Source organism: Phocoenobacter uteri (genome assembly GCF_900454895.1).
In the GTDB taxonomy this organism is placed as follows: domain Bacteria; phylum Pseudomonadota; class Gammaproteobacteria; order Enterobacterales; family Pasteurellaceae; genus Phocoenobacter; species Phocoenobacter uteri.
This window is the reverse complement of the sequence record NZ_UGTA01000001.1, coordinates 315843-337471: the sequence shown is the minus strand read 5'-3', so window position 1 is coordinate 337471 and position 21629 is coordinate 315843. Positions and strand designations below refer to the sequence as shown.

General features: G+C 37.2%; 19 protein-coding genes. 2 read left to right on the top strand and 17 right to left on the bottom strand.

Features of this window, described 5'->3' with window-relative positions; translation table 11 throughout:
- Positions 1 to 8 precede the first annotated feature (8 nt).
- The 9 genes from rseP to rpsB form a co-directional block, all read right to left on the bottom strand.
- Positions 9 to 1322: an RIP metalloprotease RseP gene (gene rseP, locus DYE60_RS01540; protein WP_115314875.1), complete on the bottom strand. Its 1314-nt coding sequence runs from the start codon at positions 1320 to 1322 to the stop codon at positions 9 to 11.
- A 17-nt stretch (positions 1323 to 1339) separates the two neighbouring features.
- Entirely contained in the window at positions 1340 to 2209 is an 870-nt protein-coding gene (locus DYE60_RS01535; protein WP_115314874.1) for a phosphatidate cytidylyltransferase, read from the bottom strand.
- 35 nt (positions 2210 to 2244) lie between these two features.
- Complete coding sequence (locus DYE60_RS01530) at positions 2245 to 2973, bottom strand: undecaprenyl pyrophosphate synthase (RefSeq protein WP_218563607.1); 729 nt, start codon at positions 2971 to 2973, stop codon at positions 2245 to 2247.
- Positions 2973 to 4163 (bottom strand): 1-deoxy-D-xylulose-5-phosphate reductoisomerase, encoded by a 1191-nt coding sequence (gene ispC, locus DYE60_RS01525; RefSeq protein WP_115314873.1) that lies wholly within the window; start codon positions 4161 to 4163, stop codon positions 2973 to 2975. Before ispC ends, DYE60_RS01530 begins: the two co-directional genes overlap by 1 nt.
- 225 nt (positions 4164 to 4388) lie before the next feature.
- Positions 4389 to 4946 (bottom strand): ribosome recycling factor, encoded by a 558-nt coding sequence (frr, locus tag DYE60_RS01520; protein WP_115314872.1) that lies wholly within the window; start codon positions 4944 to 4946, stop codon positions 4389 to 4391.
- 173 nt (positions 4947 to 5119) lie between these two features.
- The gene (locus DYE60_RS01515; RefSeq protein ID WP_115314871.1) at positions 5120 to 5743 is read right to left on the bottom strand and encodes a LysE/ArgO family amino acid transporter; all 624 of its coding nucleotides are present in this window, start codon (positions 5741 to 5743) and stop codon (positions 5120 to 5122) included.
- Positions 5744 to 5885: 142 nt separating this feature from the next.
- A complete protein-coding gene (pyrH, locus tag DYE60_RS01510; protein ID WP_115314870.1) occupies positions 5886 to 6599 on the bottom strand; it encodes a UMP kinase in 714 nt (237 codons plus the stop codon).
- Between the two features lie 227 nt (positions 6600 to 6826).
- Positions 6827 to 7675, bottom strand: coding sequence for a translation elongation factor Ts (tsf, locus tag DYE60_RS01505; RefSeq protein WP_115314869.1), 849 nt, complete (start codon positions 7673 to 7675; stop codon positions 6827 to 6829).
- Positions 7676 to 7776: 101 nt separating this feature from the next.
- Positions 7777 to 8511, bottom strand: coding sequence for a 30S ribosomal protein S2 (rpsB, locus tag DYE60_RS01500; RefSeq protein ID WP_115314868.1), 735 nt, complete (start codon positions 8509 to 8511; stop codon positions 7777 to 7779).
- A 376-nt stretch (positions 8512 to 8887) separates the two neighbouring features.
- Here rpsB and DYE60_RS01495 point away from each other — a divergent pair, with 376 nt between their 5' ends.
- Together DYE60_RS01495 and DYE60_RS01490 are read left to right on the top strand one after the other, a co-directional pair.
- Positions 8888 to 9475 (top strand): opacity family porin, encoded by a 588-nt coding sequence (locus DYE60_RS01495; protein WP_115314867.1) that lies wholly within the window; start codon positions 8888 to 8890, stop codon positions 9473 to 9475.
- A gap of 123 nt (positions 9476 to 9598) precedes the next feature.
- Complete coding sequence (locus DYE60_RS01490) at positions 9599 to 10168, top strand: opacity family porin (RefSeq protein WP_115314866.1); 570 nt, start codon at positions 9599 to 9601, stop codon at positions 10166 to 10168.
- A gap of 144 nt (positions 10169 to 10312) precedes the next feature.
- Here the strand turns inward: DYE60_RS01490 and dnaE are convergent, their stop codons facing one another.
- The 8 genes from dnaE to nrfC all read right to left on the bottom strand — a co-directional run bounded on the left by dnaE (position 10313) and on the right by nrfC (position 21625).
- A complete protein-coding gene (gene dnaE, locus DYE60_RS01485) occupies positions 10313 to 13786 on the bottom strand; it encodes a DNA polymerase III subunit alpha (RefSeq protein ID WP_115314865.1) in 3474 nt (1157 codons plus the stop codon).
- Between the two features lie 5 nt (positions 13787 to 13791).
- Complete coding sequence (gene lptG / locus DYE60_RS01480) at positions 13792 to 14859, bottom strand: LPS export ABC transporter permease LptG (protein WP_115314864.1); 1068 nt, start codon at positions 14857 to 14859, stop codon at positions 13792 to 13794.
- Positions 14860 to 14871: 12 nt separating this feature from the next.
- Positions 14872 to 15960, bottom strand: a complete 1089-nt coding sequence (lptF, locus tag DYE60_RS01475; RefSeq protein WP_115314863.1) for an LPS export ABC transporter permease LptF — start codon at positions 15958 to 15960, stop codon at positions 14872 to 14874.
- Positions 15961 to 16184: 224 nt separating this feature from the next.
- The gene (nrfF, locus tag DYE60_RS01470; protein ID WP_115314862.1) at positions 16185 to 17237 is read right to left on the bottom strand and encodes a heme lyase NrfEFG subunit NrfF; all 1053 of its coding nucleotides are present in this window, start codon (positions 17235 to 17237) and stop codon (positions 16185 to 16187) included.
- On the bottom strand, positions 17234 to 17758 hold the full coding sequence (locus DYE60_RS01465) for a DsbE family thiol:disulfide interchange protein (RefSeq protein ID WP_115314861.1): 525 nt from the start codon (positions 17756 to 17758) through the stop codon (positions 17234 to 17236). The genes nrfF and DYE60_RS01465 overlap by 4 nt, the downstream gene beginning before the upstream one ends.
- Positions 17755 to 19641 carry a heme lyase CcmF/NrfE family subunit gene (locus DYE60_RS01460; protein WP_115314860.1) on the bottom strand — a complete coding sequence of 629 codons (1887 nt, stop codon included), beginning with the start codon at positions 19639 to 19641 and terminating at the stop codon, positions 17755 to 17757. Before DYE60_RS01460 ends, DYE60_RS01465 begins: the two co-directional genes overlap by 4 nt.
- 344 nt (positions 19642 to 19985) lie before the next feature.
- Positions 19986 to 20948: a cytochrome c nitrite reductase subunit NrfD gene (gene nrfD / locus DYE60_RS01455; protein WP_115314859.1), complete on the bottom strand. Its 963-nt coding sequence runs from the start codon at positions 20946 to 20948 to the stop codon at positions 19986 to 19988.
- Entirely contained in the window at positions 20948 to 21625 is a 678-nt protein-coding gene (gene nrfC, locus DYE60_RS01450) for a cytochrome c nitrite reductase Fe-S protein (RefSeq protein WP_115314858.1), read from the bottom strand. Before nrfC ends, nrfD begins: the two co-directional genes overlap by 1 nt.
- Positions 21626 to 21629 lie beyond the last annotated feature (4 nt).

Genomic DNA, 21629 nt, shown 5'->3' with positions numbered 1-21629 from the left:
TGACCGCTTTAAAAATGCACTAAGTCATTAAATAACGCAAATGCCATTAACCCTAATACAAAAAGCATTCCTATTTGTTGAAATGCCTGCTGTATTTTCTGTGATACTGCTTTACCTCGAATTGCTTCAAGGCTTAATAAAATAAATTGTCCACCGTCCAACGGTAGTAAAGGAAATAAATTCATCACACCTAAATTCACACTAATCAAAGCCATAAAACTAAGGTAATAAATAATCCCTGTTTCTGCACTAGCAACTGCACCTTTTGCCATTGATATCGGACCACCCATATTTTTTATCGATAGATCCCCTGTTATCAAATTACCAATAAATTGAATAACAGTATGAATAAGTGAAGCGACTTTTTCTCCAGCTTTTCCTAGTGCCGTAAGAATATCATATTTTAATTCAGTTCGGTACTTTTGAGCTAAAGGTTTGAATTCCGGCACGATGCCGATACGATATTTTTTATTTTTTTTATCTTGTCTTGGGGTTAATTCAACATTAAAAATCGTATGTTGTCGTTCAATTTGTAACTGTAATCGCTGTCCGGTTTGCACCATTTTAATTAAATTTATCCAATCAAAAGGTTGCTGATTTAGGGTTAAAATCTTATCACCCTTTTTTAAACCCGTTTTTTCAGAGACAGAATCTTTGACGACAGTTTTAATTATTGGTTCAACCACCGATCTTTTAGGAACAATCCCCAAAGTCGTAAGCGGATTATCTTCATTACCATCAAATTGCCACTGTGATAAATCTAACTGAAAACGTTGTGGATATTGACTATCAATTAAATGCCCTGAAACCTCAACATTTGACGATCCCACATTGCCAATAAAGGCTAACGCCACTTCTTCCCAATCTTGTACATTTTTGCCATCAATTTGAGTAAATTCAAATTCTGTCGGTACATTTGCCGTTGCGACAATACTATTCGGCACAACTTCGCCCACCACTGGTTTTACGGTTGGCACACCTGAAACAAACACCACCCAGTAAGCAAAAATCGCAAAAATAAAGTTAGCAACAGGACCTGCTAAAATGATTAACATTCTTTGCCAAACGGTTTTATTATCATAACGTTCGTGCTCAGCAAAGCCCTCTTCATCATTGAGCATTTTAACATAACCACCAAGCGGGATTAACGACACAACCCACTCCGTGCCTTTTTTGTCGGTTCTTTTCCATAGCACTTTTCCAAAACCAATAGAAAAGCGTAGCACTCGTACGCCACAAGCACGAGCAACTACAAAGTGACCGTACTCGTGTACCGTCACTAATACACAGATTAAAAATAGAAAAGACAATGTCGCTGTCACAATTTACCTACTTAATCCTATAAAAAGAACAAAAATGCCATTGCAAAAAATGGTACGGCAGCAGTTAAACTATCAATACGATCTAAAATCCCGCCGTGTCCCGGAATTAAATTACTGCTGTCTTTCACGCCCGCTTGACGTTTAAACATACTTTCCGTTAAATCCCCAAGAATTGAGATCGCAACGGTAAGGATAGAAACGGCAATAAAGGCAGCCATATTTAATTTAGCACTTAACATATCACTCGGATTCACTTGCAAGAAGACAAATGACACCACTCCAGCAGTCACTAAACCGCCAATCGCCCCTTCAATGGATTTACCTGGTGATACTTTTGGGGCTAATTTATGTTTACCAAAGGCACGTCCAAAGAAATACGCCCCTGAATCTGCCGACCAAACCAAGACTAAAACATAAAGCAATAAAAATGCCCCTTGATAAGGATTTGAATGGTAGTGATAGAAACGTAAGGCAGGCATTGCGATTAAAAATGGTACTAAGGTTAAAAAACCAAAAATAAATTTAGCACTGATTGATTTCGCCCAGAAACGTGCTGTTTTTGGATAACCGATCACTAAAAACAGGGCGACTAACCACCAAATAACGCCCACAAAAAGTAATGGCGTGGTGACATCGTTAAGGAAGTCCGCTTTTTTAATGGAATACGTCCCCGCCATTATCGGAAATAATAAAATACCTAAGGTCACTAATGCGACAATTATGCGTCCAATAGAGCGTTTAATGCCCGCAAATTGTGCCCATTCCCACATTCCTAATACGACTAAAACTGATATCGCCAAAAAGAAAGGCAGTGGTGAAAGAAAAAACAATCCCAATAAGGCTAATGGAATCATAATAAGTGCAGAAAGTACTCGTTGTTTAAGCATTGTGTTTCCTTAATTTTTTAATAGTTTGCATAGATTTAACAGCCACCAAAACGACGTTCACGCTGTTGGTAAGCCATTATCGCTTGTGCAAAAATTTCATCGTTAAAATCTGGCCATAATACAGGGGTAAAAAACAGCTCAGCATAAGCAATCTGCCACAATAAAAAATTACTGATCCGTTGTTCGCCACTAGTTCGAATCAACAGATCCACCTGCGGTTGTTGCTCAGTAATTAAATTCTGTTGTAACTGTTGTTCGGTAATCTCATCTAAACTGATCTCGCCTAATTTCACTTGTAATGCGAGTTTTTTCGCCGCCTGAGTAATATCCCACATTCCGCCATAATTTGCGGCAATATTAAGAATTAAACCGTCATTATTTTGGGTTAACTGTTCTGATTCAATAATTTTTTGTTGTAACTCATCACTAAATGCCGATTTATCACCAATCACCTTCAAACAAATATTATTTTTATGTAACTTTTTCACTTCACTGTTCAAAGCTTTCATAAAAAGTGACATCAACGCCGACACTTCATCTTGTGGGCGACACCAATTTTCGCTACTGAACGCATAAAGTGTTAGCACCTTAATTTGATGACGAGCTGCAAAATTCACCGCAGATCTGACCGCTTTCATCGCATTTTGATGACCAAAAACTCGCAGTTTTCCCTGCTGTTTCGCCCAACGTCCGTTGCCGTCCATAATAATCGCAACGTGTTGTGGCATTCTGTCTAAGTCAAAACCTACATCTAAGTCATTCATTATATTTGTAATATCTGTTGTTGTGCCAGCTCTCGTGCTAGCTTATCTATATGTAATACGTCCACAATTTCAGTGATTTTTACAGGTGCCACATTCTCAACGACCGAACGATTAACTTGCTCAATATCTGTAAAACGAATTTTATTATTCAAAAATGCGTCCACCGCGATTTCATTCGCCGCATTCATCGCTGTTGTGGCATATTGCCCTTCTCTAAATGCATCAATCGCTAATTTTAAGTTTGGGTAACGGGCAAAATCTGGTTCGATAAAAGTTAATTCTTTGAGTTTAAAAAAGTCCAGCGGTTCAACGTTAGAATAGATACGCTCAGGATACGCCATTGTGTGAGCAATCGGGGTTCGCATATCAGGATTTCCCATTTGAGCAATCACACTGCCGTCAATATAACGCACCATTGAATGAATAATGGATTGTGGGTGGATAATAATTTCCATCTCATCTTCGCTGGCATTAAATAACCAACGTGCCTCAATATATTCCAAGCCTTTATTCATCATCGTCGCTGAATCAACGGAGATTTTTTGCCCCATAGACCAGTTCGGGTGTGCGACAGCCTGTGCAGGCGTAATACTTGAAAATTCACTTAATGGCTTAGTTCTAAATGGACCGCCTGATCCCGTTAAAACAATTTTACTGATCCCAAGATCCGCCAACGGACAAAATCCGATTTGATTTTGTGCTTGTGGCGGTAAAGATTGAAAAATCGCATTATGTTCACTATCCACAGGCAACAATTTTGCCCCTGATTTTTTCGCCTCATCAATAAAAATCTGCCCACAGGTGACCAATGATTCCTTATTCGCTAACAACACTTGCTTACCTGCTTTTACCGCAGCAAGGGTCGACAACAAGCCCGCAGCCCCAACAATCGCCGCCATAACCATATCCACATCAGCGTGAGCCGATAATTCACAAATCGCTTGGCTACCCGCCAACACTTCGGTTTTAATTGAATGGGATTGCAAAGCGATGTTTAATTGTTGAGCGGCATTTTCATCGTCTAAAGCGACAAATTGAGGTTGGAATTTTAAGCATTGTTCAAGCATTAGCTCAACATTTCTGCCTCCCACAAGGGCAAAAATTTGATAACGCTCTGGGTTACGTTCAATCACAGAAAGCGTGCTTTTTCCGATCGAACCAGTTGAACCTAAGATAGTGATTTTTTTCATTGTTTTAATTTTAAATGTAGGGGAGCATTAGCAAACGTGTTTGCGTATATGCTCCCGCTCGTTAATCTACATTTTTCGGGAGGATATGCCATTTGCTACGCTCATTCAATCCTCCCCTACGGAATAATTTTTCTTATTAAGTTATTAAGCGGTAAGATTTTATATAAAATTTGCAAAATTCAAAAAAATTGCAAAAAATCACTAAAATCTGACCGCTTCAAAAAATTAGAAATCTAATAATTCTTTTTCTTTACCTGCTAACACTTCATCAACTTGTTTAATGAACTGATCGGTAATTTTTTGAATTTCGTCTTGTGCTTTACGCTCTTCGTCTTCGCTGATTTCTTTATCTTTTAATAACGCTTTGATTTTATCATTCGCATCACGACGCACATTACGTACCGCCACTTTACCTTGTTCTGCTTCGCCTTTTACGATTTTAATTAAATCACGACGACGCTCTTCTGTTAATGGAGGAAGTGGTACACGAATGGTTGTGCCCGCGGTTACAGGGTTTAACCCTAAATCTGAACTCATAATCGCTTTCTCAACGTCTGCAATTAAACTACGATCAAAAACGCTTACAGCTAAGGTTCTTGCGTCTTCTGCTACCACGTTTGCTAATTGACGAAGTGGTGTTAATGCACCGTAGTAAGACACTTGGATACCGTCTAATAAAGCAGGTTGAGCACGACCTGTACGCACCTTAGAAATGTGATCTTTAAACGCTTCTAAGCTTTTAGTCATACGTTGTTCTGCATCTTTTTTTATTTCAGTAATCATTTAATAATCCTTTTTGATAAATAGCTAAAAAATTACCGTAGATTGTACCGAATTCACCTTAATTTTCCTAGCGTTATTTTTGTAACACGACTAAAAACAAGTATAAATTTACAGCTTTTATTTCTAATAAATATAAATAAATCATTTACTTTATCAAATCATCTTTTTTATATTTAACTCAATGAATAATAAGCAAATTTAACCAATTGATAAGAAATAGAGAACATAATCACCGCAATAACAAGATCCAAAATTTTCCACATATATGGCTTAGCAAATAAAGGAGTTAATTTTTTACTCCCATAACCTAATCCGAAAAACCATATCAGCGAGCCGAGTAATGAACCAATTAAAAAATAAATTTTTTGTGTGAAATTAAGGTTTGCTGCAATACCACCTACGATGACAATAGTATCCAAATACACGTGCGGATTAAGCAATGTTACGGCTAAGGTGGCAGTAATCATCTCTTTTCGAGTACTTTTTTTCTTATCTGCGATCACTCGCATTGATTTATTCTGACAAGCGCTTTTCAATGCGGATAACCCATAACAAAATAGAAAAAGAGCACCGAGTAACGATAGCCCTAATTTCGCAATAATACTATCAATGATCAGCTTACCGATACCCAAAACACCTATACTTATCAATATAACATCACATAAAAAACATACTGAAGCGATGGTAAAAATATGATTGTTGCTAATTCCATTTTTCAAAATAAAAGCATTTTGCGCACCAATAGCAATAATTAACATTGCTGAAGTTAAAAAACCAGTGATTAAAATATCCAACATACCACTCTCATTTTTCAAAAAATAATGCACTAACACTAATCACAAAAAATAGAAAAATCAACTAAATTAAAAAATAAAACAGCCCTAGATATTAGACTATCTAGGGCTGTTAAAAATAAAGTATGTGTGCTAAAAAACGTAATTAAGCAATAGTTGTACCTTCTTCCGTACCTAAAATTACTTTTTTCAATGCACCAGCTTTACCCATATTAAATACACGAATCGGCATATTATGATCACGAGCTAATGTGAAAGCGGCAAGATCCATTACCTGTAATTCTTTCTCAATTACTTCTGCATAAGTTAATGAATTCAATAATTTTGCATCAGGATTTTTAGCAGGATCGCAATCATATACGCCATCCACTTTTGTTGCTTTCAATACAACATCTGCTTCAATTTCAATACCACGCAAGCACGCTGCTGAATCTGTGGTAAAGAATGGATTACCTGTACCCGCAGAGAAAATCACCACGCGTCCCTCACGCAGCATCTTGATCGCTTCAGACCAGTTATAATTATCACAAATACCATTTAATTGGAATGCAGACATCAATTTTGCATTCACATCATTACGGTGCAAAGAATCACGCATTGCTAAACCATTCATCACTGTTGCAAGCATTCCCATATGATCGCCTACTACTCGATTCATTCCAGCTTGTGCTAATTTTGCACCACGAAATAGGTTTCCACCACCGATTACAACACCAACTTCAACGCCCATCTCAATAAGTTCTTTAATTTCAACGGCCATTCTATCTAAGATAGATGGATCGATACCAAAGCCTTCTTCGCCTTGTAGAGCTTCCCCACTTAATTTTAATAAAATTCTTTTGTAAATTGGCTGATTCATACCTACCTCTTCTATACTCTCTAACAAATTTAAAATACTAAATACATAGAAACAGGGCTTCCCCTGTCTCTACAACTCCGAAAAAATATTCTGATAAGCGGTCTGATTTTTTTCAAAATTTGCAAATTTTTACTTAAATATAACCGCTTATCATAAAATTCTATTTTTAGAAAAACAAAAATCTAAACAAATAAAAGGCGAACATTTTGTCCGCCTTTTTTGAGCAATTATGCCTTAGCCATTGCTGCAACTTCTGCTGCGAAGTCTGTTTCTTGTTTCTCGATACCTTCACCCACTTCAAAACGGATAAAGCCAGAAACGTCTGCACCTTTTTCTTTTAATAAATCGCCAACTGATTTAGAAGGATCCATAACAAAAGGTTGTCCTGTTAATGAAACTTCACCAGTGAATTTCTTCATACGACCTTCAACCATTTTCTCAGCGATTTGCTGTGGTTTACCAGATTGCATTGCGATATCAATTTGAATTTGACGTTCTTTTTCAACAACTTCTGCTGGAACATCTTCAGGTTTAACAAACTCTGGACGGCTTGCTGCAACGTGCATTGCGATATGTTTAACTAACTCTTCATCTGCGTTTGTCGCTGCAACGATAACACCGATTTTAGCACCGTGTAAGTATGAACCTAAAACGTCACCTTCGATAGTTGCGATACGACGAATATTCATATTTTCACCGATTTTAGCAACTAATGCTGCACGTTGTTCTTCAAATTGAGCTTTTAGCACTTCAACGTCAGATACTTTGTTTGCGATTGCATAATCAGCGATTTCATTTGCTAAGCCTAAGAAACCAGCGTCTTTTGCAACGAAGTCTGTTTCACAGTTCATTTCAAGAGCGATAGCGAAGTTACCATCAATACGGTTGATGATTACACCTTCTGCTGCAACACGACCTGCTTTTTTAGCCGCTTTTGCTTGACCAGATTTACGCATATTGTCGATTGCTAATTCAATGTCGCCATTCGCTTCAACTAATGCTTTTTTACATTCCATCATACCAGCACCGGTACGATCACGAAGTTCTTTTACTAATGATGCTGTAATTTGAGCCATTTTTTTAATCCTCGTTATAAATAAGTTAAAATAAAGCAGGGATAACGCCCTGCTTCACTAATGTATTAAAGACTAGTGTTTAGGGCCAGTCTTTTGATGAATTACTCTGCCGCTGCTTCTGTTTCAGCGTTAAAAGTTTCTTCACTTACTTTTTCTTGTCCACGACCTTCTTTAACCGCTTCTGCTGCCGCTGTTAAGTAAAGTTGGATTGCACGAGTTGCATCATCATTTCCTGGAATGATGTAATCAACACCATCTGGATCAGCGTTAGTATCTACGATAGCAAATACTGGAATACCAAGATTGTTCGCTTCTTTAATTGCGATATGTTCGTAGTCTGCACCGATAACAAAGATTGCATCAGGAAGACCCGCCATATTTTTGATACCACCTAAGCTTAATTCTAATTTTTCAAGCTCACGAGTACGCATTAACGCTTCTTTTTTAGTAATTTTTTCAAATGTACCGTCTTGGGTTTGTGCTTCTAAATCTTTTAAACGTTTGATTGATTGACGAACAGTTTTCCAGTTAGTAAGCATACCACCTAACCAACGATGATTTACATAGAACTGTTGGCAATCTAATGCTGCTGCTTTAACCGCTTCACCTGCTGCACGTTTAGTTCCTACGAAAAGAACTTTACCATTGTTATGTGAAATACGAGTTAATTCGTTTAATGCTTCATTGAACATTGGTGCAGTTTTTTCAAGGTTTACGATGTGAACGCCGTTGCGTGAACCAAAGATGAAAGGTTTCATTTTTGGGTTCCAGTAACGAGTTTGGTGTCCGAAGTGAACGCCAGCTTTTAGCATATCTAGCATAGAAACTTGTGCCATAAGATTTTTTCCTTTAAATTGTTTGTTCTATATTTATGTTATAGAACGGGGTTTAGCCTCCACATATTCTAATAATCTGACATCAAAAAGCCTTTAATCACTTTTTTCAGCACCCCAATTATTAACGATAAATATGTGTGTGATTTTGAATTAAAAATAAATTTGTTTTGTTTGTTTTTTGAACGAATATTTTCGCACACAAAAAACGCCGTATTTATACCAAAGTTTGAAGAAAATTACTAGTATTTTTTTTATGGGAAATAAAATAATTTCACTCGTCTGACCTTTTAAACAACCATAATAATTTTATTGCCTTTCGTTTTTTTAAGCTCATAATATGCCCGCTTTTTAATTATATCAAACAAGGAGTAAATAAATGAAAAAAGCGTTATTAGTTTCTACACTATCCTTAGCATTGATTGCACCTGTGATGGCACAACAAGGATTTTATATTCAAGGAGATTTAGGTTATTCATCACTAAAATTTGGTAACAATAAAATAAAAAAATCAACTGGATTTTCGCCTCGCCTGAGTGCTGGTTATAATTTTGGCGATGTTCGTCTCGCTGTGGATTACACGGGTTATAATTACAAAAACAAATATAAGTCTAATAAAAATGTCTCAAAAAAAGACAGATATATTGATATAAATCGTAGCTTTGGATTATCTGCTATTTATGATTTTGATATGGGTTCAGCAATCAAACCTTATGTAGGTGCAAGATTAGCTCTCAATCATTTAAAATTAGATGGTAAAAAAATATCATCAAATAAAAAAGAAACAATAAAAGGTAGTTCATCTAAATTAGGTTTAGGTGTCGTAGTTGGGGCAAGTTACAGCTTAACAAAAAAATTAGATCTTGATGTTGGTTACCACTATAATCGTTGGGGTAAATTCAAGTCTATTGATAATGTTAAACCAATCTCTCACGAATTCTCAACTGGTTTACGTTATACATTCTAATTGTTCTATTATAGCCTCACAATTTGTGAGGCTTGATCTATTTTTATTTAAAAATCTGTTACTCTTTTATTTTTTTAGGCAAATAATATGGATGCTTTTTAACTTTTACACAGGAGTATATAAATGAAAAAAGCATTATTAGTCACTACCCTATCTTTAATCTTTGCTACCTCAGCAATGGCTCAAAATAATTTTTATGTTCAAGGCGACTTAGGTTATGCCAAAGTAACCGACGGAAAAGATCCTATAAAAGGTTTCTCACCACGTCTAAGTGCTGGTTATGATCTAGGCGATGTTCGTTTAGCGTTGGATTATACGCATTATAAAGGTAAGAAATTTATAGATCAGGATAGATACTCAGTTGAAACATCAGATGTGAAGTTCAATAGCATCGGTTTTTCTGCTATCTATGATTTTGATCTTCAATCGCAAATCAAACCTTATGTTGGCGTGCGATTAGGTTTAAATAAAGTAAAAATTAATGCTGAACTAAAAGCTCCAAATTATTATGAAAGCGATAAATTCAGCAAAACCAAAACAGGTTTAGGTATTTTATTCGGTGCAAGCTATAAAGTTGTACCTAATTTAGAATTAGATGCAGGCTACCGCTACAATTATTGGGGCAAATTTGCAGATGATGCTTTCAAAATTAAATCTCACGAATTCTCAACAGGTTTGCGTTATTCGTTCTAATATAATGAAAAACTAGATAAGAAAAAGGACTAACTTCTCAATAGAAATTAGTCCTTTATATTTTACGGGAAAAAGATAAAAAGAGTAGTTAATACCTTAACGCTATTCAGCTTTATTTCATACTAACTTTCAGTGGTTGCTAATTTAAAACTCCAATTCAACGGCATTTTCGCCAAGTAGTGCTTCTAATTTCTCAATCATTTCACTCTGTGGACTAACACGCCATTGCACCCCACCTTTTAGCAAGGCTCTTGCTTTAGGGCTTTGGTAATAGAAATGCAGCGGTAATGCCCCTTCTTTATGCGGCTCAATAATTTGGGTTAATTTTTTGATAAAATCTGGCGTCAGCTGATCTTGATTGATGGCTAGAGCTAAACTTTTTGCATAGCGAGAACGTGCAGCATCCAAGCTCATCATTTCTCGAACTAACATACGGAAACCACCGCTGAAATTATCCATTTGGATCGAGCCTGTGGCAATCACAATGGTGTCTTTTTCTAATAAATGCCCATATTGCTCTAAGGATTCAGAGAATAGCGTTAAATCTAATTTTCCCGAACGATCTTCAATAGTCGCAATGCCAATTCGGCTGCCTTTTTTCGTGGTTGCGATACGACAATCCATAATTAACCCTGCCACTGTCGCTGTTTTCCCCCTTTGGGTTGGCTGTAGTTCATTTAAACGTACAGGTGCATAATGAGTTAGCTCTTTCACAAAACGAGCCACTGGGTGTCCACTGATATACAAACCAAGCGTACTTTTCTCGCCATCTAAAATGACTTGTTCTGTCCATTTTGGTGTGTTTGCATAGGCATTTTGCACTTCTTCTGGGGTTTCGGTTAAAACTCCAAACATATCATCCTGCCCTAAAGCTTCCATTTTACTGTGCTGATCCGCCGCTTTCAGTGCATCTTCTAAGTTTTTCATCAGAGCTGCACGATGTGGACCTAAGTGATCGAACGCACCAGACATTATCAAGGCTTCAAAAGTACGACGGTTGATTTTTTTGAGATCGATACGAGCCGTTAAATCAAAGAGATCTTTAAAAATCCCGCCTTTTTGACGTGCTTCAAGTAACGCATCAACAGGACCTTCGCCAACCCCTTTAATTGCCCCTAATCCGTAAACAATTTCGCCTTTTTCATTCACACTAAAACGGTGTTTTCCCGCGTTTACATCAGGAGGAACAACGGTTAAGCCCATATTGATACATTCATCGTAAAAACCGACTAATTTATCCGTATTATCCAGCTCTGAACTCATTACTGCTGCCATAAATTCCGCAGGATAGTGAGCTTTCAGCCATAAGGTTTGATAAGACACTAACGCATAAGCAGCGGAGTGAGATTTGTTAAAACCATAGCCAGCAAATTTTTCTACCAAGTCAAAGATTTTCATCGCCAACTCGCCATCAACGTTATTTTTTTCTGCTCCCTCTTTGAAAACAGAACGTTGTTTTGCCATCTCTTCTGGCTTTTTCTTACCCATTGCACGACGTAATAAATCCGCACCACCAAGCGTATAACCTGCTAGCACCTGTGCAATTTGCATTACTTGTTCTTGATATAAAATAACGCCGTAGGTTGGCTCTAAAATCGTTTTTAAACTCTCGTGTTGATATTGTGCGTCAGGATAAGAGACCTCTTCTCTGCCGTGTTTACGATCAATAAAGTTATCCACCATTCCCGATCCCAAAGGACCTGGTCGGAATAAGGCTACCAATGCGATAATATCTTCAAAACAGTCTGGTTTTAAGCGTGAAATCAAGTCTTTCATTCCACGAGATTCCAACTGGAAGACTGCGGTAGTTTGAGCTTTTAACAATAAATCAAAGGACGCTTTATCATCAAGAGGAATACTTTCAATAAAAATCGGTGCTTTACCCTCTTTTTGTAAGCGAGCATTTACCATCTCTAACGCCCATTTGATAATGGTTAAGGTACGCAAGCCTAAGAAGTCAAATTTAACCAAGCCTGCGTATTCCACATCATTTTTATCAAAATGAGTAACAGGGTGCTGACCTTCATTATCACAATATAATGGTGAGAAATCGGTAATTGAAGTCGGTGCAATAACTACACCACCCGCGTGTTTTCCTGCATTTCTGATCACACCTTCTAGCTTGCGAGCCATATCAATAAGCGATTTTACTTCTTCATCGGCTTCATAAAGTTCAGGTAACTTTGGTTCAGCTTCAAAAGCTTTGGCTAAGGTCATACCCGGATCAGGTGGAATCAATTTAGAAATACGATCCACAAAACTATAAGGGTGTCCTAACACTCGCCCTACATCGCGGATTACCGCTTTTGCCGCCATTGTTCCAAAGGTAATAATTTGCGATACCGCTTGTGCACCGTACATTTGTGACACGTGTTCGATCACGCGATCTCGCCCTTCCATACAGAAATCAACGTCAAAGTCAGGCATTGAAACACGTTCAGGGTTTAAGAAACGCTCAAAAAGTAAATCAAATTCAAGGGGATCAAGATCGGTAATTTTTAACGCATAAGCAACTAATGAACCCGCACCTGAACCACGTCCTGGACCAACTGGCACGCCATTATCTTTTGACCACTGGATAAATTCCATTACGATCAAGAAGTAACCCGGAAAGCCCATTTGGTTGATTACATCAAGTTCAATTTGCAAACGTTCATCATATTCTGACCGCTTCTCAGCTCGCTCTTTTGGATCAGGGAATAAAAAAGCTAGACGATCTTCTAAGCCTTCTTGTGATTTTTTTACTAAAAAATCCTCAGGTGTAAGATCGCCCGTTGGAAAGTTAGGTAAAAAATACTCGCCCAAACGAATAGTCACATTACAACGTTTTGCAATATTTACGGTATTTTCAACCGCTTGTGGTAAGTCTGCAAACAACTCACACATTTCTTGTTCGGTTCTAAAATACTGTTTTTCTGAATATTTTTGCGGACGTTTTGGATCATCTAAAGTATAAGCGTCGTGAATAGCAACACGGATCTCGTGAGCCTCAAAATCGTCTTCTTTTAAAAAGCACACATCATTCACTGCGACCAGTGGAATTTGGTGTTTTTGGGAAAATTTTATTGCTGATTGAATATAACGTTCTTCATCCGTTCTTGCCGTGCGACATAACGCTAAATAATAATGATTTGGAAAATAACGCTGATAAAACGCCACTTTCTGCTCGGCATCTTGTTCATTTTCTTTAAGTAACGCTTGCCCTATATCACCATTTTTTCCGCCAGAAAGCACAATAATGCCTTCATTTAATTCTGCTAACCACTGTTTTTCAACGATAGGAAATTCAAAATAACCTTGCTGATAAGCTTTGGAAATTAACAGCGTAATATTTTGATAGCCCGTGTTATTTTTAGCTAATAAAGTGAGTTCACTATATTCTTCGGAGTCTGGGGTTTCACGAATAAGCACATCAGCCCCAATAATCGGTTTAACCCCTGAGCCTAATGCCTCACTGTAAAATTTCACCAAGCCACAGAAATTAGAAAAATCCGTTAAGGCAATAGCTGGCATATTGTTGCTAACACAGTTTTTAATTAACGGTTTAACCTTTGCTAAACCGTCAATCATTGAAAAATCACTGTGTACACGTAAATGAATAAAACGAGGATCTGCCATTGTTTCTAATCTCTTTTCTTAGTTAAAAGCCACCAAACGATGGTTACACATAAAATACTCGGCAACAACGCCCCAAACATAATCGGCATCCAAGGCACAACCAAACTTAAATTTCCAAACACGATATTCGCAACATAAAATCCAAAGCCTGCAATCACGCCCACCATAATTTTTGCCCCTGTGGTACTACTTCGTAAAGGACCAAAAATAAAAGACATCGCCAGCAACATCATTACCGCCATAGAAAGAGGCTCAAAAGCTTTACGCCAAAAGGTAATTTCAAAGCGTTTTGAATCCTGCCCTGTTTGCTTTAAAAATGCCACATAATCTTTTAATTCAGAAAGAGAAAGGGATTCCGCTTTTAATGACACTACGCCCAATTTACTCGGTGTAATGCTCGTTTTCCACAGCTTTGTTTTTTCTTTATTTCGCACAATGCCATTTTGGGTAATCTCTGCTTTTTCAATATTATTTAGCACCCAATGTTGTTTATCAAACACTGCTTTTTTGGCTTTCAGCACCGATTTTAAATTTCTGTTTTCAAACTCATAAATCAAAATATTACGCAAATCTTTATCGGTGTGAATACGTTGAATATAGACAAATTTATTATTATCTTTTGCCCAAAAACCACGCTTCGTCGCCAACATTGTGCCGCCTGTTTGAGCCACAGAACGCATATTTCTAGCAAATTGTTCCGTTTGAGGCACACCCCATTCGCCCATAATCATCGTGATTAACACCAATGGAATAGCCGTTTTCATTACCGCCACACCGATTTTAAAACGAGAAAATCCTGAGGCTTGCATCACCACCAATTCACTACGACTCGCAAGTCCGCCAAGTCCAACTAATGAACCTAATAAAGCAGCGATAGGAAAGAAGGTTTCAATATCACGAGGAATCATCAAAATGGTATAATAAGCCGCGTGCCAACCGTCATAATTACCTTGCCCCACCGCTCGGAATTCTTCCACAAATTTAATGATTGCACCTAATCCAACCAACACAAAAAGAGTAAGTAAAATAGCGGAAAGAATGGTTTTTCCAATATAGCGTTCTAATACATTCATTTTTATTTTTCCTTACCCTTTGATTTTTAAACGATGACGCAATGCGATAAAGCCTTTGGTATCCCACATATTCAAGACCGAACCAAACAGCAAAAAGCCGACAGAAACCAGTGGCATTAACAAGTTAATATTCAAACTGCCTGACGCCCCTGCCGATTTAAGGGAACTTTGTAATAAAAAGTAGATTAAATAGAGCAATAATGCGGGCAATAATTTTGCAAAACGCCCTTGACGAGGGTTGACACTGCTCATCGGCACTGCTAATAACGCCATCAACGGTACAGCAAAAATCAATGCAAAACGCCATTGTAATTCAGCTTGTGCTTTTGGGGATTCGTCTTTGACTAACTGGCTAAAGCTCGCTTGGCGAACTTCATCATCTTTAGCATCAATATCTTTATAACCTAAATAGGCTGAATATTGCTTAAAACTGGTTACTTTGAAATCAGCATTCTGTGGAGTGCCTTCAAAACGCGTACTATTTTTTAACATCAATACCTGATCGCCATTAGGCAAGCCTGTTAATTTTCCCGATTCTGCCGTCACCACTGACGGACGATTATTCTTTTTCTGGGTTGGCTGGAACACAAAAATATCATTGATACTATTACCTTTGATATTATCAATATATAAAACATAGCCCCCCGCAGACATAAATTGCCCTTCGGATAATGCGGAAAAACGAGGATTAACTTCGGCTTCAGCTAATAATTCGGACTGCTTTGCCATCGCCCAAGGGGTTACCCAAAATGCGTTATAAGCAGCAATCGCCGTAGTAAATAACGACAGGAACAGCGCTGATTTTACTAGCACGCTTGACCCAACGCCACAGGCTCGCATAACCGTAATTTCACTTTCCGCATAAAAACGCCCTAGCGTTAAAAGTAATGCCACAAAAAGCGATAAAGGTAACATCAACTGTGCCATTGTTGGCATTCCAAGCCCGAGCAAATGCACGACTAAATCGGTCGGAACTTTGCCACTGACCGCAGAGCTTAATACTCTAACAAGTTGCTGACAGAAAAAGATCAGCAATAAAATAAAAAGAATAGCAATCTGGCTTTTAAAAATTTCTTTGGTTAAATATCGGCTAAAAATCACAATAGTTATCTCGTTTGAATAATTTATGGTTACAATAAGCGGTCATATTTTTTTCTCTTTTTGCAAATTTTTTATTAAATTACACCGCTTATAGCCACAAAAAAATCATTTCATCACATTGAATAAAAGTAAATCCTGTAATAAATTATCTTTTCGCAGACTAGATCGAACAATGATACCATTTTACCATTCAGATTCAACAATGAAGTGCAAGGTTTTGAATATTATCTCGCTTTTCCTAATAAAAATTCAGCGGTTTTCATTCGCTCAATCACGGCTTTGCGATCTAAATTAGAATGATTGCTGTCGAGTAGTTTTTGCCATAATTCTAAGGCTTGTGGATAGTCTTTTTTGATAAAATAATCATTGGCAAGTAGAGATAAACTTGATAGCTCGTTTGGGTCAAGTTGTAATGCTTGCTCAATCAATGTGGCGACTTCTGGGGTTATTTTATTATGATGTTTGTAATAAAGCGTAGTTGCCATCAAGCCTAAAATATAGGCTTTTGTGCCTTCTAATTTTTCAGCATAAGAATAAGTTATCATTGCATCATCAAATTGATTTAGTGAGCTGTATGCCTGCCCTAATTCTATCCATTTTTGGCTATCATTAGGGTTTTGGCGTAACGCATTTTCAATCGTTTTGATGTAATGTTGTTTGGTTTGTAACGGCGTATTGCGTATCAAGGTCGCTTTTTGTTGGATAAATTTATCCGTTTCTTGCTCGGCGATATTGTAACGATCAAGGCAAAAATAAAGCACTGATGAGATCAACACTATACCACAAAACAATCCCATATATACCCATAATGAACCTTGCTTATTAGAAGGTAAATGAGTCACTAAACTTGCCTGTGCGGTAGTGATTGGCGATGTTGGGGTTATGTCTTGTTTTGACTTTCGGAATACTTGAAAAAGTAAAAATCCTATCGCTAGCAAAAGCAAAGCAATAGGCAAGCCCCACAATAAAAGGGTGGTGTATTTAAAAGGCGGTTTATACAGCACAAAATCGCCAAATCGCTGTGTCATTATTTGAATAATTTCATCATCGGATTTGCCTTGATTAACCAAATTATAAACTTCAATTCTTAAATTATAGGCAATGTCTGCGTTGGACTCGACCAAGTTTTGGTTCTGACACTGTGGACAACGCAACGATTTTGCGAGAGCAACGGCTCTGGCTCGTTCCTGTTCGCTATGAAATTCAAAGGTATCCACCATTTTGGCGACACTGGTTTGAAATAATAATATCGCAATAATCAAAAAAAGTTTTTTCATTGGTTAGCCTTATGTTGCTTAATCAGTGGCAAGAAATCCTGTTGCCAAACATCCATTGTTAATTCGCCACTATAACGTAGCTTGATTATCCCTTTGTTATCAATCAGATAAGTTTGCGGCGTAGCATTAACCCCAAGTTTATTCGCAAAAGTACCATCTTTATCATACAGATTAAAAATAAACGGATTTGCAAATTTTTGTAAAATTCTGACCGCTTGTTCTCGGTTATCTCGGTAATTTAATCCCACAATCGGCACACCTGTTTGAGCAATTTTTTTCAGAGTCGGTAACTCTTGCTTACAATAGTTACACCAACTTGCCCACACGTTGATAAGATAAAAAGTAGTCGGCATATCTTGATTGCCAAATTGCTTGCTTTCGTCCATTAACGCCACTTGATTAAACTGCGGTAAGGGTTGGTTTATTGTGGCTGGATTTTTGTTATTGTTTATCGCACTAAGTAACACGCCGATAAACAATACCAGCAACAATAAAGGTAAAAATATCAATGCTCTTTTCATTCTTTCTTTAACCTAAATCTTGTAAAAATCTCGCTGAATAAATGCCAGCACACGCCAAGTGCCATCAATATTCCGCCAATCCAAAGCCAAACAACAAAAGGTTTATATTGTAATTTAAAGGTAAATTCGCCTTTGCCCAGTTTATCCCCCATTACGATATAAATATCCCCTAAGTAGCTACGGTCTAGCCCAACTTCTGACATTTGGGTATCCGTGACTGCATAAAATCGCTTTTCTGTCACGAGCTTTGCTATTTCTTGCTTCTCTTTATAAACAATAAAATGGGCTTGTTCGCTAGTATAATTCTGACCGATTTCATTGCTAAATCGTGCATATTCAAAAGTCATTCCATTAAAGATTATTTCTTGTTGTGGAGCGAGTTTAACGCCTTTTTCAAGACTAAAATACCCCATCATTGTCGCTCCAAAAATCGCCAGTGCCACACCGCAGTGTGCTAATACAAAAGGGATTTTTGATAGGTTAAATTGTAAAATCGTGGTAAACAAGAGATAAAATGCAACACAAATAAAGCAAATTGCCACAAGGCTGATGTTTACTCTCTGAAAATATAATAATGTACTATTTAAGACGACAAAGGTTGCAACAAGCGATAACAATAGAATGATAATATGTTTATATTTATTGTTTTTAAAGGTAAACAGACAAATCATTAACACGCAAACCAAGCCGATTAACGGGAAAAAGAGTAAGTTAAAATAAGGCGCGCCAACGGAAATCGTTCCCCAGTTCATCACAGTATAAAACATCGGATAAAATGTGCCGATAAACACCACAAAAGTTGCAAGGCTGATAATGATATTAAAAATCAAGGTCATTCCTGTGAGAGAGCTTAATTTAATCGGATAATTTGTATTTGTTGGTTTTATTCTGACCGCATAAATCGTAAAAGAAATCAGGGTTAAGGTTGAAAACAGTAGCAACAACGCTAAGCCTTTATTACCCGTTGAAGTAAAGCTATGCACTGAGGTTAAAACGCCCGAACGTACAATAAACGTGCCAAGTAGCGTTAAAGAGAAACATAATAATGAGAGAATGATCGTCCAGTGGATAAATATCCCTTTTTTGTGATTGATTGAAAGTGTATGCAATAACGCAATGCCTAATAACCACGGCATTAAGGACGCATTTTCAACAGGATCCCAAAACCACCAACCGCCCCAGCCTAATTCGTAATATGCCCACCACGCACCCAGTAAAATACCTAAGGTTAAAAATCCCCACGCTATTCTGACCCACGTTTTCATCAAACGGATAAACTCAGCGTTAAATTTATTGGTTATCAAGGTTGCCATTACTAAGGCAAAGGTTACCGCAAAGCCGACATAACCAAGATATAGCAAAGGTGGGTGGAAAATCAGCCCAAGATCTTGCAACATTGGATTGAGATCGCTCCCTTCCATTGGAATCGGAAATTCTCGCTCAAATGGATTGGAGTAAAAAATTAAAAAGAGTGAAAAACAAAATGTGATAAACCCTAAAATAGCAAGGGTGTGAATAACAAGTTCAGATTTATTATTGCGGTTAGACAGTGAAAAAACCGTTGTCCATAAATTTAACGCAAAAAACCAAAACAGCATTGAGCCATTATGTCCGCCCCAACTTGCTGCGATTTTATAAAAAGTTGGTAATTGTGAATTGGAATGGGTTGCGACATAAAGCAGTGAAAAATCATCAATCGCAAAGCTGTACGCTAAAATGGTGAAAGAAAGCGTAATTGAGAGAAAAGCAAAATAGCTTAGCTTAGGCGTTGCATTTACAAAAGATGATTTTTGGGCATATAACCCCATCGCTGGAATAATTGCTAAAAATAAATTTGAAATACTAGCAATGATCAATAATAAAAATCCAACTTCTGGTAACATTTATGCTCTCTGTGGTTATAAAAAGTAAAAGTATAGTAAATTAAATTGAAATCAGCATTATAAATTCAATCTAGTTGCTGATTCGTAGGGGCGACATTAGCAAGCTTGCTTGCGTATATTCGCCCGTTGCTCGATACCAAATTTACCTAATAAAATCTAAAAAATAGCGGTCAAATAAAAGAAATAATTTCCAATATATTCTTAGCCCGTGCATTCGGAAGCATATACGTAAACTGCGTTTACTAATGCTCCCCTACAATATAAATCTCAATTTAATTTACTATAATATAAAATAAATAAACCTATCATATCTAAAAGAATGATAGGTTTATACTATTTTTAATTTATGCTAAGGTCATTTGACCTGCATATAAAATAAAGAAACGTAAACAAAGCACGCCTAACAGAGTTAAGCCTGTGGTTAAGTAGATAAATTTACGTTGATGTTTTAGTTTTTCATTCGCAATTAAGGTTAAACTTAACGGCAAAATTAAACCAATTCCTACCACACCGCTCCAAAATACATAAGACCAGAATCCACCACCAATGGCTGTGTACATTGATACGGTTTTTTGTCCGCCACCAAGATATAAACCAAAGAAAAAGGCAAACAATAAGAATAGCTCGCTACATACCACTGGAAATTCAAGGGAATGTAAATAGCTCATTGCTTTTGAGGTTGTTTTTTCTTTCGTAAATAATAGGGTAAATAGCATAATCGCCGCAATACCTGATGATGTTCCTGAAATTAAGAACAAAATTGGTAACACAGGATTATTCAACATTGGATAGCTGACTAATGCAGATAATAAGAACCCTGTATATGCCCCTAATGCGATACTAACCAATAATAAAATGGTTTCAATCACTGAATTAAATCTAGCAAAGAAATCAATCGCCTTAGCTACAAAATTTTCTAATTTAGGAACGATTTTTCTCACGATAGATAAAATCAGATCTTTAAAGATAATCGCAATCCACAAACATAGCATTGCCATATACACTTGGAATAACATTACCCCAATAGACATTATTGAATGCGGTTGATAATTAAACATTAAATACCAAAATGTCCACGGACGCACTAAGTGGAAAATCAATAAAATTAACCCGATCATTATGGTTACAGGGGCTAAAATCGCATTACAACGTAAAATATTACTTTCTGCTAAATTTTCGCCTAACAAACCACGACGTTTTAATAAGATTGAAATCATCGTTCCGCCAGCTGAAATACCTAATAAAAATAGGTAAATTGCGATACTTTCGCCCCAAACAAGTGAAGGGAAATGAAATGGACTACTCATTATTTTATCTCCCCATATTTACTTGGTACGTGGTATAAATTAGGTTTTGTACCTAAGGATACTTTTGTACGATAAGTTGGCATTGTTTTTAATTTCATTGAAATTTCACTGTTCGGATCATTCACATCGCCAAAGGTTAATGCTTTTGTCGGACAGCTTTCAACACAAGCAGGTAATTTACCCTGTGCTAAATTTGTATCACGACAGAAGTTACATTTATCAATGGTTTTCGTGATTGGATTAACGTAACGTACACGATAAGGACAGGCAGCCACACAATATTGACAGCCGATACATAAATCTTTGTTTACATCAACAATCCCCGTTTCTTTCTCAACAAATGATGCACCTGTTGGGCAAACTGAAACACAAGGTGCATCAGTACAGTGTTGGCAAGATTGTCTGAAAAAATCATATTTCACATCAGGAAATTCGCCGCCCACTTTGGTACGGAAAATTTCTAAACGAGAAACGCCTTCTGGCACGTGATTGGTTTCACGGCAAGCATCCATACAAGCGGTACAACCGATACATTTTTGTTCATCGTGTAACATTGCATAGCGTATTGGCTTGCCCGTTTCTTTCTTTTGTTTACTGGGTAACGTGGCAACTACGCTACTGGTTACCAGTAACGCTCCCACGCCTCCCATAAATTTTCTGCGAGAACATTCACTCATTTTC

What these genes read in the sequence shown, in the direction of transcription:
- tsf (WP_115314869.1), bottom strand. Translation starts at nt 7,675, where the DNA reads ATGGCTCAAATTACAGCATCATTAGTAAAAGAACTTCGTGATCGTACC.
- DYE60_RS01530 (WP_218563607.1), bottom strand. Translation starts at nt 2,973, where the DNA reads ATGAATGACTTAGATGTAGGTTTTGACTTAGACAGAATGCCACAACAC.
- DYE60_RS01515 (WP_115314871.1), bottom strand. Translation starts at nt 5,743, where the DNA reads ATGTTGGATATTTTAATCACTGGTTTTTTAACTTCAGCAATGTTAATT.
- DYE60_RS01465 (WP_115314861.1), bottom strand. Translation starts at nt 17,758, where the DNA reads ATGAAAAGAGCATTGATATTTTTACCTTTATTGTTGCTGGTATTGTTT.
- DYE60_RS01460 (WP_115314860.1), bottom strand. Translation starts at nt 19,641, where the DNA reads ATGTTACCAGAAGTTGGATTTTTATTATTGATCATTGCTAGTATTTCA.
- DYE60_RS01490 (WP_115314866.1), top strand. Translation starts at nt 9,599, where the DNA reads ATGAAAAAAGCATTATTAGTCACTACCCTATCTTTAATCTTTGCTACC.
- DYE60_RS01535 (WP_115314874.1), bottom strand. Translation starts at nt 2,209, where the DNA reads ATGCTTAAACAACGAGTACTTTCTGCACTTATTATGATTCCATTAGCC.
- dnaE (WP_115314865.1), bottom strand. Translation starts at nt 13,786, where the DNA reads ATGGCAGATCCTCGTTTTATTCATTTACGTGTACACAGTGATTTTTCA.
- lptG (WP_115314864.1), bottom strand. Translation starts at nt 14,859, where the DNA reads ATGAATGTATTAGAACGCTATATTGGAAAAACCATTCTTTCCGCTATT.
- ispC (WP_115314873.1), bottom strand. Translation starts at nt 4,163, where the DNA reads ATGAAAAAAATCACTATCTTAGGTTCAACTGGTTCGATCGGAAAAAGC.
- nrfC (WP_115314858.1), bottom strand. Translation starts at nt 21,625, where the DNA reads ATGAGTGAATGTTCTCGCAGAAAATTTATGGGAGGCGTGGGAGCGTTA.
- frr (WP_115314872.1), bottom strand. Translation starts at nt 4,946, where the DNA reads ATGATTACTGAAATAAAAAAAGATGCAGAACAACGTATGACTAAAAGC.
- pyrH (WP_115314870.1), bottom strand. Translation starts at nt 6,599, where the DNA reads ATGAATCAGCCAATTTACAAAAGAATTTTATTAAAATTAAGTGGGGAA.
- DYE60_RS01495 (WP_115314867.1), top strand. Translation starts at nt 8,888, where the DNA reads ATGAAAAAAGCGTTATTAGTTTCTACACTATCCTTAGCATTGATTGCA.
- nrfD (WP_115314859.1), bottom strand. Translation starts at nt 20,948, where the DNA reads ATGAGTAGTCCATTTCATTTCCCTTCACTTGTTTGGGGCGAAAGTATC.
- nrfF (WP_115314862.1), bottom strand. Translation starts at nt 17,237, where the DNA reads ATGAAAAAACTTTTTTTGATTATTGCGATATTATTATTTCAAACCAGT.
- rpsB (WP_115314868.1), bottom strand. Translation starts at nt 8,511, where the DNA reads ATGGCACAAGTTTCTATGCTAGATATGCTAAAAGCTGGCGTTCACTTC.